The sequence below is a fragment of the Paenibacillus zanthoxyli JH29 genome (assembly GCF_000520715.1).
Taxonomy (GTDB): domain Bacteria; phylum Bacillota; class Bacilli; order Paenibacillales; family Paenibacillaceae; genus Paenibacillus_AQ; species Paenibacillus_AQ zanthoxyli.
Window position 1 is genome coordinate 1 of the sequence record NZ_ASSD01000512.1, and the last position, 15,184, is coordinate 15,184.

Here is a 15,184-nt window from a genome sequence, read left to right on the forward strand (position 1 = left end):
GAATGAAGAAACATTGCTGAGCTAGAATTCTTCGCCACTAATACTTTCAAATACTACTTCGTTAATTTTTAACTATTTTTCATAAAAAATAGTAAGTAACGTCTCTAGTTGTCGAACCGGAACTCCATGAAGCTGTGTTCGTATTCAGGATTGAAAAACAAGGCACCTTCGATATCGATCAGCCACGGACGCAACTGATTGTCCACCAGAACATGGTTCGGTCCCAGCTCAGCATGGATAAAGCTGTAACATGATCTTGCACCGATTTTTGCAGCTAAAGCTTCTATTACTTGAATAAACTTGTCGTGATGATTCTGGAATTCCGAAATATTAGCGGACAAATAATCCAGTTGCCGGTAAGCATTTGTCAACATGGGTAAATGGCACCCGGAAGGCGCTTCCGGTATCGGTTCATGCAACTTCCTCCAGTGTTCTCTGGTTTGTTGATGCATTCGGTTCAGCATCCCGCAAAGAGGTTCGAATACTTGATCTTGAGTCCCGGGATCGGCTTAAAAGAAATCCGAGGCTTTCTTCCCGAGGTATTTACTATGCGATTTAAGGTATTGGCTTTAGGGGATAAGATAGAAAAATTTTATCTTGAAGCCATTAATGAATATATGAAGCGGTTAAACAAATATTGCAATATCACATTATTCATATAAAAAAACAGGATCAACTTCAGAATAAACTTAAAGCAAATTCTCTTGTAGTAGCTGTCTCAACCAGCCATAATCCTATTTCATCTGAGGGGGCTTGCATCAAAAATAAATAATTGGGCTATTTCAGGTATATCTGAGATTGTTTTCGTTATAAATACAAACGACACTCCTCATCAGGATACAGTAACATTAAGTCAAATGAAGATGGATTTTGGATTACAAACAACAGTTTTAATGGAGCAAATCTATAGAGCTTATAGAAATATTAATAATCACCCTTATCACAAGTAAAGTTAATACTGAGAATAAGCATCTTCAATTGTAGATGATATTTCTAAGATATCACGAAACAGATCATTACCCATGTTCTTATAATTTTGCACTATAGATCCTCAATGATTTTATTGGTATAATAGACATCGTAGCTTTTAACGGAAGGATGCAAAGAAATGACAATGACAATAAACCTTCAACATCTAGATAAACTAAATTCTTATGTAACTGCAAGCTCTGTGAACATAAATGGATTATTTCCTGGAGCTGAACCATTCGTTGACCTCATCATTACCTCTCCGCCATATTGGAATATGAAAAAATATGGCGATGTGGAAGAACAAACAGGTTACAAACAATCCTACAGTGAATATCTTTCTGATATAAAGAAAACTTTCCAAGGAGTCTACGATATATCCAAAGACTCTGCTACATTATTCGTCATTGTGGACACTATGAAGCGAAATGGTAAGTTGATTCGCCTACCAGATGATATAGCAAAGGAATTGGAGTCTATTGGATGGAGCCATCAAGATACAATTATCTGGGATAAAGGAAAAACACTACCTTGGTCCAGAAAAGGACAAATGAGAAACGTTTTTGAATACATTCTTATGTTCACCAAAAGTGATACTTACAAATATTACATTGACCGGATAAAAAACGTTGACAAACTAATGGAATGGTGGATTGATTACCCAGAGAGATATAATCCAGAAGGAAAAGTTCCAGAAAACATATGGGAATTTCCAATCCCAACACAGGGCAGTTGGGGAAATAAAATAGATTTTGGAGAAGAAGAATTCCGACACGCTTGTCCTTTTCCACCAGAAATGATGGCCCGTCTTATTTTACTATCCTCAGATAAAAATGATGTGGTTCTGGATCCTTATGCTGGAACCGGTGTCTTATTAGCAACTGCAATAAAATTAGAGCGGCGGTTTCTTGGATTGGATACTAATCCTGATTATAAGAAAGTATTCGAAAAAGTAACCATTCCTCTTATAGAGCATAAGTGGCCCGATATACAGGCTTATTACGATGTCCAAAATGAACTTAAAGAAATAATGAAAAATGCGATTTATCGACTTCGGGTTTTAAAGTATCAAAAAGCTTTAATTAAACGACTCAGACCTATTCTAAAGTCTGAAAAGCCATTAGTTTATGATAAAAAAGAAATTATAAAACCAGTACTCCTAAATCTAGCTTTTGAATCTCTAGATACTCAATTAACTGATAATAAGCTTGGCAAGGTTGATTATTTTATGGTCATAAATCAACAAGACATATCTATTGAAACTTTTAGCCTTCACTTGGAACAACAAGCTAATAAAGCTCCGTTTACCAAATATGGGTTGATAACATCCACAAAAGTAATATCAATAACAGATTTACCTGAAATATTGCAAAATTACCCTAACACTCCTTATTATTTATATACTAGAGGCGACACAAAAAACTTGGATCGAGAGATAACATCAGAACAAATTGTGGAGTTATTAGATTCTCCAGAATTAAGCGAACTATTTGATAGAGATATCCCCCCCTTAATCAGTAATGTTCGTATTGAAAGCGATGAATACAGATTAGTCCCCGCTATCAAATATGAAAAGAAAAACTACCTTAACCAATTAATTAGAGAAGAAGATGCTCTTCTGGATATTCTTGATTTTGATAACTAACTAATAGAAGTGGGTAACAGTTAACCAACCGTTACCCACTTCTTATGTGTTTTTCTAATTCGTATCTTGCCAGTTTAATCTTTACATGCTCCCAAGATCCTTTTCCCTGGTTTATTGGAATTTGATTTTCTATCAATGCAGGAAGAAAAACATATAATTTTTCTCCATTATATAATGACCACAAGTGAAAAACATAATTAGAAGACGTACTTGCTACTTCCCATTCTTTTTTTGTGAGGTAAAAAGTAAGTCTTTCTTTATCGTCGATCGTGGTTGTTTTAACTTCAACCTTTAGCTTTTCAGCTTTATCTGAGTCGATCCATGACAATAAGTCATAGCCAGCCAGGTTACTCTCAATTGATTTCCAAGTTGGAGTTTCTCCCACCCTGTCCTCTTCATATTGAAGAGATAGACGCTCCCCTAGTCGGCCTATGGATAATTTTTTCTCGTCAATACCGTTTCTGATAAATGCCGATACAGTATCCCACCATGTTACAGTTTCTAAATCATAGCCATCTGTTAATTGGGCTTCCTCGAAGCATTGTTTTACATCCGTTGGTAGGTATTGAATTGACTCTAATCGGCCGTAATGCAATACTTTTGACCAGCTTGGCTTATTCAAATAAATCATATGCTTCAGTTGAATTCGCAAGAAGTTATATGAAACTTTTTCTGATAACACTTCATATCCTCGTTCAGTGACCACAAGATTACCCGTTGGTTCAGCCCTTATCCAATTACATAATTCACACACTTCAAATACACTATTTAAGCTAGCAACGTAGAACTTAGAAAAGCTATTTCTAATATCTTCTTCTGTACTAACGGTTCTGTGCAACAATTCTAAAAACTTATAAGCTGAATACAGCACCCCTACAGAAACGGACATATTAGCTTATAATCCCTTCAAATGCTGAACAAAATCATTAATGTCTTGCATTGATATAGATTCTTCAAACAACTCTGGATTAACATACTCCGGTTCCACCTTAATTGAGTTGTCTTGTAAAACTTCCGACATCCTATCTATTTTAATGTTCAATCTTCTATCTACTGATTCATCAACACTATCAGGACAAATAAGTATCTCCACTTCAGTTTCAACATCACCAGATAGACCTAATCGGTGGATTCTATCTACAGACTGTAAAAATTGAGCGGCATTATAGTTCCGATCTAAATAAATTGCATGGTGACACTCTGTATGCAAACTTATCCCCTCGCTCGCAGCGGCAGGATTAGCAATTAAGACAAATGCATCTTTCTCATTAAGAAACCTTTTAATTTTGCCTTCTCTTGATAAATCATCATCTTCACTTCCTGTATCAACCCCTCCATGAATATAATTAGCTCCCAAATCCTCTAAACGTAAATTTAAAAGCTCAATATTCTCAACGAAGGTTGACCATATAATACATTTTTTTCCTTGCTGAGCTAGTTGCCTAGCTCTATTGCAAACATATTCAATTTTGGGACTTTGATCATCTAGCAAAAAATCAGACATCCAATCGTTAGAGTTCTTTAAAGTTTTTATTATCAATGCTGGATTAGAAGTTAACTGAAGCATTCGCATTATACTCTTGCCCATTGTTCTTAATGCATTTCTTTGATTGGCCTTTAGCTTTTCAAATTGTCTTGCTTCTTCTGAACGAAGCAAATCATATAACTTCCTTTGAGAAGGGCTCATTGGAATTGCAACTATTTTATACTTAGGCTCCCTTAGACCAAGCTCTGCCTTAGTTGTTCTGACATAAATCCGATTTATGGTGTCAACAACACTCTCTTCATCCACTTCAATTTCAGGGTACAAAAAATTAAATTGTGCAACCAAATCATACGGCGAGTTTGGCATCGGTGTACCTGACATAATCAATTTTTGTGATGGTAAATGGGAGAGTGAGAGGACCGCCTTACCAGTCACGATGTCTTCACCACTCTTTATACGATGACTCTCGTCGAGAAACATAACTACAGGCTTATCCATTAAGTATGCGGAAATTAAATCAATAACCCGCGGCAACTGCTGATAAGTAATAATGATATGTCTAGGATTTTTCAACAATGCCGCTTGGATTAAACGCTCTCCTCCAGTTAGTCTAACGAATGTTTGTGCATTGGGCATACATATTCCAAGTTGTTCATCCCATGCCGCAAAAGCATTTTTGGGGGCCACTATAAAAAGCACTGTTCGTTCGCTTTCCTTTTTGAAATAATAATATGCTAATGCCTCTGTTGTTTTTCCCGCTCCAGGGACAGAAAAAGTTGCCCCTGCAGATAAAGAGGCTAATTTTGTAACATTCCTTAATTGATGTTCCGTTAAAGTTCTGCTAAAACCGACCTCTGTTAATTTTTGAACTAATTCTACTTCTCCAACAGGTTCTACTTTTTCAATTTCCTTAAACTGAGCTCGCTTTTGATTAGCTGCTCTAAGCAACTCTTGCACTTTAAAAGAAAATTCTATTTTCAAATGATACTTTACAGCCACAATTTTCAATGATTTCCTTGCGGAAAGAAACACCCACCACGGCATAGAAAGGCTTTGTTCACTGACAACGGTAGTGTCGCCTTTTTCTTGACATGCCCTTCTTATTTCTCCCCAAGCTAAGGATTCTTCATCCAGTCTTAAATAGGCACTATGTGATTGATCTAGATAATCAATGTGTAACATTTTTTCTCAGCAACTCCCTCAGTTTTGAAACCGAAATTAAAATTTCATCCAGTTGTTGGTCTATACCTGAACTCTCAGTGTCTCTATTTAAACCAGTAATAGCATTTTTTAAAAATGTATTCGCCTTATTAACTTGGATCAAAACGTATTTCTTATTTCGCGATTCTCTCTCTGTTTCACGTTGCTCACGAATAACATCATCAACTACTTCTAGAATTCTTTCTTTATTCTTTGATTCACTCACTGAAACTATCAGCGATTCCAACTCATCTTCTTCATCATCCAAAAGTGAATAACTGTCGTCGCCTTTTAGCTCAACATCAATTTCGAGTTCGTCTTGTAAATTTGTTATTATTTTATCTAGATTCTCTTCAGCCTCCGGAATAGAATCCCAAAGTCGTCCCGTTTCTGGAGGAGCAGATAGCATGGTATAAGCGATGGTAGTAAAAATAGTCCGTTTAGCGTCGTTTTTTATTTTCTTTCTAGCCTTTTTCAATTGTTTAAATGCATATTCTTGTTTTACTACTTCTTCATATCTTTTTGATTTATTTTGGCTGTCAAGGTACATGTCTACATGATGCAATGTATCCAGGATATCCTCAATTTGAGGGACTGTTTTATCATAAATTTGGGCCAAGCTTTCAAGCGAATATCTATGTTTTATATGTCTGTTACGCAACATACAAGCTTCACTAATCCAATTATAATCAGCCTTGATATCAGTAATAACTTGCAGTTGAGCCTCAAGTTCATCAATATCCTTTTCTTCACATGGAGGAAGAATTATTACATCTATATGAGAAAAATAACTGTACTTAACCTCGTCTTCCTCCAATAGCTCCCTTAGAGCACAAAGTCGACGATTACCATTTACAACAAATCCAGTATGAGTTAATATTAATGGTTCATTTTGTCTATTGTTTTTAAAAAATTTAATAATATTTTTTCCACCTGACCCTAATAACCCTTTCAGTAGCGTATGTTGAACTTCTTGAACGCTGCCATTCTCCTCATCGCGTTCAAAGTAGTCCTGGGGTAAATCTGGATTCTTGGATAGGTAACTTTCTTGTGAAGCCTGTGTTCTACCATTCGCTAATCTATATTTCGGAAGACCAATTGGCACTGTGTAAATAGTGAAAATTTGTCTTCTATTTTGAAAAAACAATTGAAACTGCGGATTATCCTTGTCATCAGTCTGTCTCAGTTCATTCAAGTGACTTATTCTCTTAGGTAAAGACCAACCATATTCCATCCCTATCTCTCCCTACTCTAAACCAATGACAAGCATTGGAAGTGTAATTATGTGTTTGTATAAATTCAACTCTTCAACTAGCCGTTCAAAATATGCATGATTACTACCAATTTTTTTAGAAGCACTTTTCATAGGAATAATGTATATCGCTGCGTCTGCTTTATCTTTTATGTACAAGGATTGTAATTTTAAAATGTCAGCATAAAATCGACTGACATTACCTGTCTGTAGACAAAGTCCAATATTCCCTTTCATAGAGGTAATCGTAATATTATTTTCAGAATCAACTCTAATTTTATCAGACCAACCAAGTTTAACCAATGCATCTGATATTATTTTCCTTAGCTTCTTTCCAGTACCTTTTTTCACTTCAAAGCTAAGATTAGTCAGCATTTCAATAATTGGACTTGATAATTCGGATGAAATCGCTTGGTCGCCGTAATGATGAGATGAGCAATATACCTTCATAAGTATTCCTCCGTGAAATCTGTATAATTAGATGTTCATGCATAAAATCAATCTTATATATCACTTTATGTAATTGTTTTAATGCTATTAGACCTAATAGCTCAATAGTACTTCACCATACAAATGCTGTAAACTTATCCTTACATGGAAGCCTATTTTAGGCTGGAAGTGACACCCTTAAGAAATGTGTAGGTATGCTACAGAAGGCATTACTTTTTTGAACTTATGATATCCAATGCCGATTTTCTGTTGATTAAAGTACACACTGTTATAAAACCACTTTGTATCTGATCTCGACCACAAGTAAATGCTTTGACAGTTAATGCATGATGTGGGAACATTATATCTAATTCCAGCAAACTAATTAGCTATCAATTATATAACGCTACACACAAGCATTCTAAAAATTACTTAGGGGGTCAATAAATGATATATAGAGACTCTGCTTCATACGGTAAAAGACAAGAATACATAGCTGTTTCTGAATTACTGAAACGAAATTTTGATGTCTATATGACACTAATTGATGACCAAGGAATTGATTGTGTGGTACGAGTTAATCATACAAGATATCTCGATATTCAAATAAAAACTCGGTCAAAAAATGCAATCCCTAGAGATTGGGCATACTTCCCACGTCTAAACGTACCTGAAGGAAGGGATAATTACTTCTTTTTATTCTTCTCTGAAGGTGCAAACTGTTATTGGACTTTTCCTGCCAACGACATTATTTCATTGGCGGCATCCGCTGGTACTAATGTTTCAAGAAATCTAACAGGGGCAAATGCGGGGAAATATGCAATCCGGACCGCAGGCCATAGTTCAGGCTGTTGTATTCCTTTTGAACGTTTTGATAAATATAAAAACGACTATGGCTTTGCCTTACTAAAATAATTAAAGAAAATCTATGGTAATCATAATCTTCTTTATGTGCCTCCATTCCGTTTCAGTAATTATTTGATGAACATAAGATAACATCATGGCATAAAATGCACTTTCCAAATCTTGCTGTAATGAAAAAAGCACCTCTATTGAGATGCATATTCATCAACGATGTGACCTATTTTCTTTTAGTGAATAGCGGCACCACTCGACCTCGCTGTTACTTATGCTACGGTTCATCGCGATGGCTGGAGGGGCAAGTTTTCGATCACATCAAAAAGTTCACCGTCGGGTGAACCGAATTCTCTGCTCCAAAATCACTATGATTGTGTTGAAGCCCTATCCGCATACCGGATAGGGCTTTATGTAAGCAAACCGTGGCTTGGTAAATCCACAATTCGACGCTACGTGATGCTCAGATTGTATGGGGAAGTGGCTTATTAAATGGCCAAAATAAATCGTAGTGTGTCAATCCTCCAAATCGCTTGGCTCTTCCACAAAAAAATCCATGCTTGGGCATGATTCAAAGCCCTCTCTCCCTACTCCTAATATACGATCAAATGTTACTTGTGATATCGCCGTCTGGGGTAAATCGTAGTTACGTTTGAATGAATTTAATGTCCAATTGGACGATACTGCACGTTCACCCATTCTTTGCAAGCTTGATATGACAATATTTGCAGCATGTTGTTTGGTGATTTTGTTTTCCTGAAAATAACGCGTCGCATCCCCAACAGCACGATAAATCAAACCTTGAACCTGTCCGGTTGAAAAATGATTTAACAAATCATCCAACACCGCTATAGTCTTCTCTCCAATGGTAAAAGGAAACCCTACTTTCTCTAGACGATACAATAAATATTGCTTAATTTCCTCAAGCGAAATTTCCCTCCAGATGGCATAACAAAATTCGGGGTCTTGTTTGAAATATGAAGGGTTAGGATTCATCAGCGATTCAATTGGAGCATCAACATTCACGTAATAATAGACCTTATAAACGTAATAAACGTTAGGAAAATCAGAATCATCCTCTTTAAATGCTGAAAAGGGTGATTGCGGATGGACACAAATTATGTTTTTATTTGCTAAGCTAAGCACTATTTCTTTGGTCAAATCCAATGTTGGAGACAGTTGGTCCATATAAGAATTCACAGGAAGTATTATTGATAAGTTTTCATCAACTCCAGCACGAAGTAGCGCGGCTAAATATATTTGATCGCGGAGAGATAATTCCCACAGCAACTTAGGCTTCCGTCGGTCTAATTTATAGTGTTGATTTATCTTGTCTCGTTTTTCTTGCTCTTGTTGAAGTTTGGTCAGCGATCTCCTTTTCACGCAGTTATTACACATACAAGCAACTTCATCTCGATGACCACAATTTGGACATTCTGAAGCAGTTTTTCGATATGAAGACCTGGATTGCCATACAGTTATAAGTGGAACTTGGCAATAAAAACAAATTGTCTTTTCTTGCCGTGGTGGAAATAACTTATATAGCTCATTCGGTCTAGCATTAATTCCATATTCATTTATTAACAGTGTAGTTTTTTCGCCTTCATAATAACGATTAATTAATCGTTGAATTTGTTTTTCGTTTAAATGCGAGAGCATGTATGGTCGCTCCTTAAAGCTTTTAAAATAAATGTACCTCTTTCCACCGAATTTCGTCAACAAATTACAATGCTTTATCATTTTGGATGCTTGATTTGACAATATAAACTGTGTTGATTTAAAGATTTGAGCAATAATAAAAAAAGTACCTTTACCTACGGCAAACTATTTGACTTAAATAACGGCACCTCAATTCTCACGGCTCTCACTATTCTTAACAAGCCCTTCTGCCGAAAACGAAGGAAGGGGGTTTTACTATAAATAGGCAAAATACCCTTTGAGATACCGCATTATTTTGTAGCATAATTAAACTCGCCGAAGCCTGTTTACGCAGTCTTCCACATTTAACGTGACCTAATCCCAATCCATGGTCGGCATGCTGCTAACACAGGCTCCTGCGAGATTTTCTTCAAAAAACTTTCCCCTACTTATGATAAGGTTCCCCCCGATTGATCTTCACCGCCCGATAAATTTGCTCCACCAGCACCAGGCGCATGAGCTGATGGGGCAGCGTCATGCGCCCGAAGCTGAGCCGCTGCTGTGCGCGGCTCAGGACCGCATCGGAGAGCCCGTGGCTGCCTCCGATGACGAACACGACATGGCTCGTCCCGTAGGTTCCGAGCCTGTCGATCTCTGCGGCAAGCTCCTCCGAGCTCCAGAGCTTGCCGTCGATGGCGAGCGCGATTACATGCGCGCCCTCCTTCACATGCGCGAGGATGCGTTCGCCCTCGCGTGCCTTCACGCCCGATACCTCGGCTTCGCTTAAGGTATCGGGCGCTTTTTCATCCGCAACCTCGATCATCTGGAACTTGAGGTAGGGCGTAAGCCGCTTCGCGTATTCCTGAATGCCCTGCACCAGATACTTCTCTTTCAATTTGCCGACCGCAATGAGCTGAATGAACATAAAACTCCGAACTCCCCTTTCTTCGTCCTCTAATGATAAACAAGGATCGATGAATACACAAACGCGAGCCTTCCCTTAACTTAAGTCAAGGAAGTCCCGTTTCCTCCTTAGTACAATGTAACCATGAAGAATTCTTATGAGGAGGGTTATTCGAATGTCGACTCCAGCGGCCCGGGCGGCCGGGGTTTCACTCATTTTGATGGCGGCTGCCGCCGCATTCTCGTACGGATATGTACATGGAGGTCTTGTCACGAAGGGAGACCCGGGCGCTACATTTGGCAGCTTGACCGCCGCTCCCCTGCTGTTCAGGGCTGAGATTTTGGCATGGACCCTGATTATGGTCTGTGACATCGTGGCTGCATGGGGATTATATAAGGTGCTGAAGCCGGTGCAGCCGGGACTGTCCCTGCTGGGCGCATGGCTGCGCCTGTCGTATACGGCGGTCTTGGGTGCGGCCGTCTCCAATCTTGTCGTCGTTTCGCTGCTTACAGGCAGCAGTACCTGGCCATTTCCGGGTTTCACGGAGGGTCTGCTGGAGACGGAGACGATGCTGTTTTTGCGAGCTTTTGAAGCGGTATGGTCGGTGGGTTTGATCATTTTTGGCGGGCATCTGCTGATTGTGGGGGTTCTGGCTCTCCGGGCAGGGAATGTACCGAAGATCGTCAGCATACTGCTGCTGTTGGCCGGGGTGGGTTATATCGTCATCCATGTGTGCCGCACGCTTTGGCCTGAGGCCGAGGGTCTTGTGAAGGGGCTGGAGTGGGTGTTTATGCTGCCGATGACCGCCGGGGAACTGGGCTTCGGGATCTGGTTGTTGTTCAGAGTTCCGTCTCCGCGCGTTCGCGGTGAAGCCGCTTCTTGATCCGGCTCAGCGACTCCGGCGTCATGCCGAGATAGCTCGCCAGCTGATGCTGAGGGACACGGTCGATAAGTCCGGGTCTTCGAAGAAGCAGGGTCTTATAACGCTCTTCGGGGGAAGAAGCGATAAAAGCGGCGAACTCCTCCTGAACCTGACCGAAGCTCTCCTCGATCATCCGGCGCGTCATGGACTCCAGCTGCGTGTATTTGGCGTACATCTCTTTTTCGGTATCCAGCGGACCGATGACTAATACGCAATCTTCCAGACAGGTCAGGGTATAATCGGACGATTTATCCGGTTTATGCACATTGAAGATCGCGATCGCCTGCTCCTCGGTATAAAAATTCGAGGTCATTTCCCGGCCCGTCTCATCCACCGCATGCTGTCGTACGCACCCCTTCAGGACAAAATAACATTTGCCAGGAATCTCCCCCTGCCTGAGCAGAACGGTTCCCTTCCTGTATTCTTCTACCCGAATTTCATCCAGAATCGCGTGCTGCTCTGCTTCGCTCAAGGAGGTCAGCCGGGCCATATAATTCAGTAAAAGATGCTTCATTTTTTCCAGCCTACCTCCTTCAGTGTATGAGTTACCGCGTCAAGGGCACTTCAAAATTGTCCGAATGAAAATGGCTGTAGTACCGCCCATTCTCGTCGTAAATTTCAGCACGCAGTAGTCCGGGTCGGTCACACCGAGCGGATATGACTTGCACCATCCTTCCATTTTAAGGGAGGCCAGGCGGGTTGTACATTTCTCTTTTTTGTAAGCTAAGGCTGACCCTTATCGCTATGCTCCGCTAGCTGCACCTCAAAGCCGTCCGGGTCCAGGATATAAAAGAATCGCAGGCGGGGATTGGGTGCGACCGGCCCGCGGGCAACCGGAATGCCCAAGTTCTTCAAATATTCCATCGTCTCATCCAGGGATTCCACCTCAAAACCAATAGACACACCGCATTCCGCCTTCAACACCGGCTCGCTTCCCTGAATCAGTTCAACCTTCGGCTGCCCATCCGTCCCCAGCATGGCGATCTGCCTGCCTCTGCTCTCGAATCTGCGCTGAACCGGCAGTTTGAGAATCCCGTGATAGAAGTACAGGGACGCCTCCAGATCGCGCACCCGGAGTGTAATCCAATTCATGCTCAAATTCATGCGGTTATCCCCTTCTGCGGATTGTCCAACCCGCTAAGTGCTTCCAACGAAAAAAGACGGCGAGAAGCCGTCATTATCTCTCCTTTTTATTTATATGACCCGATATTTTACACCACCAAAAACTCCGCGTTCTTCTCGCATTCCGCGCATTTAGCTGGCGGGTCCCAGTCCGAGAATTCCGTATCTTTCAGATCCACGATGTCGGGCGCATCCTCGTATTCGTCGACAAACATATCGATGGCCAGCTCTAGATGTTCTTTGCACACTACATACATTTCCTGCAAGCATCCCTTTCCCTTTGCCTCTTTAAGCGTATTACTCCTCTTACTGTTCTACCACAATTTCGCCGAAAAAGGAATCCAAATCACCCGCAAAAGCGGCCGCCTGACGCAGCCTTGCCTTTACGGGTCAATGATTGGCCTTGCACTATAAAAATGCTGCGTTTCGCTCAATTCGCCGAAGTGGCGCGCTGCGCCGCATACCCTGGCCGATCCAGCTCATACAATCTGCGGTAACGGGGCTCGGAAGCCATTAGCTCGGCGTGGGTGCCGCGCATTTCAACTCTGCCGTTCTCCATAAAAATCACTTCGTCCATCCGCTCCGCGCCGACGAGATGATGCGTTACCCAGATCAGCGTCTTGCCCTCCATTGCGGCAAAAATCGTCGACAGCAGCTCCCGCTCCGTGCGCGGATCGAGACCCACCGTCGGCTCGTCGAGCAGAACGACCGGCGTGTTCTGCAGCAGGATGCGCGCCAGGGCGATCCGCTGGCGTTCACCGCCGGAGAAGCGCTGGCCTGCCTCACGTACCCGCGTGTCGTAGCCTGCGGGAAGCAAGTCGATCATGTCGCCCAGCTTCGCCATAGCGCCCGCCTGCGCGATTTGCTCCTCCGAAGCGTCCGGGTCGCCAAGCCGGATATTGTTCGCTACCGTTGTATCGAACAGATGCGGACGCTGGTTCAGCACGGAGATAATCGATGGAATCCGGTCTCCGTAAGAAGCGGCGGCACGTCCATTAATCGTAACTAACCCTGCGGTTGGAGCGAGCCCTCCCTGAATCATCTTCAGCAGCGTCGATTTGCCTGCGCCGCTGCGGCCAATAATGGCGATTTTCTTGCCTTGGGGGATGTCCAGCGTCAAGTCCCGGACCGACCATTCCCCGTCCTTGCCGTAGCGGTAGCCCGCATCGCGAATCGAGATATCCGCCAACCTACTAGAGGGGGCCGCTGCATCCGGCAGACCGGGTACGGCGCCATTAGCGGAGTAGCCCGTATCGCTGCCCCGCAAACCTGCAGCTGCTGAACCGATCGGCTCACTTGAAACGGCTCTCCCTTTGCCCAGATGCGCCGAATTTACGTCCAGGCCACCGGCGGCAGACGGATGCCAATCGGCATGGCCGGAATCGCCACCGACTGACGCATCACCCGCCGCCAACCCCGGCGGCCTTTCCTCCACTCCCCCAAGCCGTTCCAACGAATTGCGGTACTGCGGTATTTTCTCGATGGCCTCCGATACTGGCAGGAAAGCATCCGCGACCGGAAAGACCACCAGCGCGAAGGCGGCGATCAGCGTGCCAGGAATCACTCCCTTCGCAAACTCGCCGCCGGCCCACCAGATCATGGACAAGACACCCAGGCCGACCACCGACTGACCCAGGAACATGCGGATTCGCGCCCACCGCCGCAGCCCGGCATCCGTCCGGGCGACCGCCCGCTCATCCGCCTCGTAGGTTTCAACAAACTGTCCCTGCCGTCCGCTGATCATCCAGTCGCTCATGCCGAGCACGGCGTCGGTTAGCTTCTGGTACAGCCGGTTGCGTGCCTGCTTGACTTCGCGCTGACGTTTTTGCGTCACGAGCAGCGAAATAAGCGGCAGCACCGCAACCAGCACCAGAATATACAGGCCGACCAGCGCCGCGAATCGCACATCGAACGTCCCGATGGCAATGACTGCCGCAGCGTAGATAATCAGGGAAATAACGGCGGGGAATACGGTGCGCAGGTAGACATTTTGCAAATACTCAATGTCATCGGCCAGCATGCCGAGAATATCGCCCGTACGGAAGCGCGAGGACAGGAATAATGCCTGCGGCTCCAGAATCCGGTACAGCCGCTGGCGCATTTTAGACAAAATCCGCAGAATCGTATCATGCCCGACCAGCCGCTCCACATAATGAATGACCGCCCGGCTTGTGCCGAACGCGCGAACGCCGACAATCGGGACATAGATCATGAGGATGTTCTCCGGTGGGATGGATGCTTTGGAAATTAGAAAGCCGGACGTATACATCAGGGATGAAGCCGAGAATACGGTCAGCGCGCCCAGCAGGACAATTAGCAGGAAACGCCAGAAATAGGACGACACGTATGGAGCAAACCAGCCTTCCCGTTTCAATGAATCCCCTCCAGTTGCGCTTCTACAAGCTCGTAATAGGTTCCTTTGCGTTCAAGAAGCTCCTGATGGGTGCCCACTTCGGCAACCCTGCCCTGCTTCATGACAATAATGCGGTCCATGTCCGCCATCCAGTGAAGACGGTGCGTAGCCAGGAAGACGAGCTTGCCCTCAAACAGCGGCAGCATCGTTTCCTTCAACTCATATTCCGTCTCGATATCCAGATGCGCCGTCGGTTCATCCAGCAGCATAATCGGACGGCTGCTCAGCAGCGCCCGCGCCAGCGCGACCCGCTGCTCCTGTCCGCCGCTTAAAGAGCGTCCGCCTCCGCCAATCATCTCATCCAGTCCGCCAGGCAGTGAGGCGGCAAGCGGCGATAGACCGGCGGGCG

General features: G+C 43.3%; 16 protein-coding genes. 4 read left to right on the plus strand and 12 right to left on the minus strand.

Going from position 1 to position 15,184, the window contains the following annotated elements; genetic code table 11:
• Positions 1-104: 104 nt before the first annotated feature.
• A complete protein-coding gene (locus L691_RS30795) occupies positions 105-452 on the minus strand; it encodes a hypothetical protein (RefSeq protein ID WP_198023071.1) in 348 nt (115 codons plus the stop codon).
• A gap of 291 nt (positions 453-743) precedes the next feature.
• Here L691_RS30795 and L691_RS34345 point away from each other — a divergent pair, with 291 nt between their 5' ends.
• Both L691_RS34345 and L691_RS0119515 read left to right on the plus strand, forming a co-directional pair.
• Positions 744-950, plus strand: a complete 207-nt coding sequence (locus L691_RS34345) for a 23S rRNA (pseudouridine(1915)-N(3))-methyltransferase RlmH (protein ID WP_408634769.1) — start codon at positions 744-746, stop codon at positions 948-950.
• 158 nt (positions 951-1,108) lie between these two features.
• Positions 1,109-2,614: a DNA-methyltransferase gene (locus L691_RS0119515; protein WP_025692051.1), complete on the plus strand. Its 1,506-nt coding sequence runs from the start codon at positions 1,109-1,111 to the stop codon at positions 2,612-2,614.
• Positions 2,615-2,645: 31 nt separating this feature from the next.
• On the opposite strand, the gene L691_RS0119520 is transcribed toward L691_RS0119515, so the two are convergent.
• The 4 genes from L691_RS0119520 to L691_RS0119535 are packed head-to-tail and all read right to left on the minus strand — an operon-like array spanning position 2,646 to position 7,002.
• A complete protein-coding gene (locus tag L691_RS0119520; protein WP_025692052.1) occupies positions 2,646-3,503 on the minus strand; it encodes a protein NO VEIN domain-containing protein in 858 nt (285 codons plus the stop codon).
• A 6-nt stretch (positions 3,504-3,509) separates the two neighbouring features.
• Positions 3,510-5,282: a DEAD/DEAH box helicase gene (locus L691_RS0119525; protein WP_025692053.1), complete on the minus strand. Its 1,773-nt coding sequence runs from the start codon at positions 5,280-5,282 to the stop codon at positions 3,510-3,512.
• Entirely contained in the window at positions 5,269-6,534 is a 1,266-nt protein-coding gene (locus tag L691_RS0119530) for a hypothetical protein (RefSeq protein WP_025692054.1), read from the minus strand. Before L691_RS0119530 ends, L691_RS0119525 begins: the two co-directional genes overlap by 14 nt.
• A 12-nt stretch (positions 6,535-6,546) precedes the next feature.
• Positions 6,547-7,002, minus strand: coding sequence for a BglII/BstYI family type II restriction endonuclease (locus L691_RS0119535; RefSeq protein ID WP_025692055.1), 456 nt, complete (start codon positions 7,000-7,002; stop codon positions 6,547-6,549).
• Positions 7,003-7,428: 426 nt separating this feature from the next.
• On the opposite strand from L691_RS0119535, the gene L691_RS30800 reads away from it, so the two are divergent.
• Complete coding sequence (locus tag L691_RS30800) at positions 7,429-7,896, plus strand: hypothetical protein (RefSeq protein ID WP_025692056.1); 468 nt, start codon at positions 7,429-7,431, stop codon at positions 7,894-7,896.
• A gap of 456 nt (positions 7,897-8,352) precedes the next feature.
• On the opposite strand, the gene L691_RS0119545 is transcribed toward L691_RS30800, so the two are convergent.
• Positions 8,353-9,495 (minus strand): hypothetical protein, encoded by a 1,143-nt coding sequence (locus L691_RS0119545; RefSeq protein ID WP_156934289.1) that lies wholly within the window; start codon positions 9,493-9,495, stop codon positions 8,353-8,355.
• 424 nt (positions 9,496-9,919) lie between these two features.
• Positions 9,920-10,399: a 23S rRNA (pseudouridine(1915)-N(3))-methyltransferase RlmH gene (rlmH, locus tag L691_RS0119550; protein ID WP_025692058.1), complete on the minus strand. Its 480-nt coding sequence runs from the start codon at positions 10,397-10,399 to the stop codon at positions 9,920-9,922.
• A 154-nt stretch (positions 10,400-10,553) separates the two neighbouring features.
• On the opposite strand from rlmH, the gene L691_RS0119555 reads away from it, so the two are divergent.
• On the plus strand, positions 10,554-11,261 hold the full coding sequence (locus tag L691_RS0119555) for a DUF4386 domain-containing protein (RefSeq protein WP_025692059.1): 708 nt from the start codon (positions 10,554-10,556) through the stop codon (positions 11,259-11,261).
• Here L691_RS0119555 and L691_RS0119560 read toward each other — a convergent pair.
• The 5 genes from L691_RS0119560 to L691_RS29495 all read right to left on the minus strand — a co-directional run.
• Positions 11,218-11,814, minus strand: a complete 597-nt coding sequence (locus L691_RS0119560) for a Crp/Fnr family transcriptional regulator (RefSeq protein ID WP_025692060.1) — start codon at positions 11,812-11,814, stop codon at positions 11,218-11,220. The two genes, L691_RS0119555 and L691_RS0119560, sit on opposite strands and share 44 nt — an antisense overlap.
• 209 nt (positions 11,815-12,023) lie before the next feature.
• The gene (locus L691_RS0119565; protein ID WP_036737410.1) at positions 12,024-12,404 is read right to left on the minus strand and encodes a VOC family protein; all 381 of its coding nucleotides are present in this window, start codon (positions 12,402-12,404) and stop codon (positions 12,024-12,026) included.
• A 107-nt stretch (positions 12,405-12,511) separates the two neighbouring features.
• On the minus strand, positions 12,512-12,679 hold the full coding sequence (locus tag L691_RS31450) for a CxxH/CxxC protein (RefSeq protein ID WP_063619538.1): 168 nt from the start codon (positions 12,677-12,679) through the stop codon (positions 12,512-12,514).
• A 173-nt stretch (positions 12,680-12,852) separates the two neighbouring features.
• Positions 12,853-14,796, minus strand: a complete 1,944-nt coding sequence (locus L691_RS0119575) for an amino acid ABC transporter ATP-binding/permease protein (RefSeq protein ID WP_025692062.1) — start codon at positions 14,794-14,796, stop codon at positions 12,853-12,855.
• Positions 14,793-15,184: ATP-binding cassette domain-containing protein (locus L691_RS29495; protein WP_036737411.1), on the minus strand; the 392-nt coding region annotated here is incomplete at its 5' end. The genes L691_RS0119575 and L691_RS29495, both read right to left, overlap by 4 nt.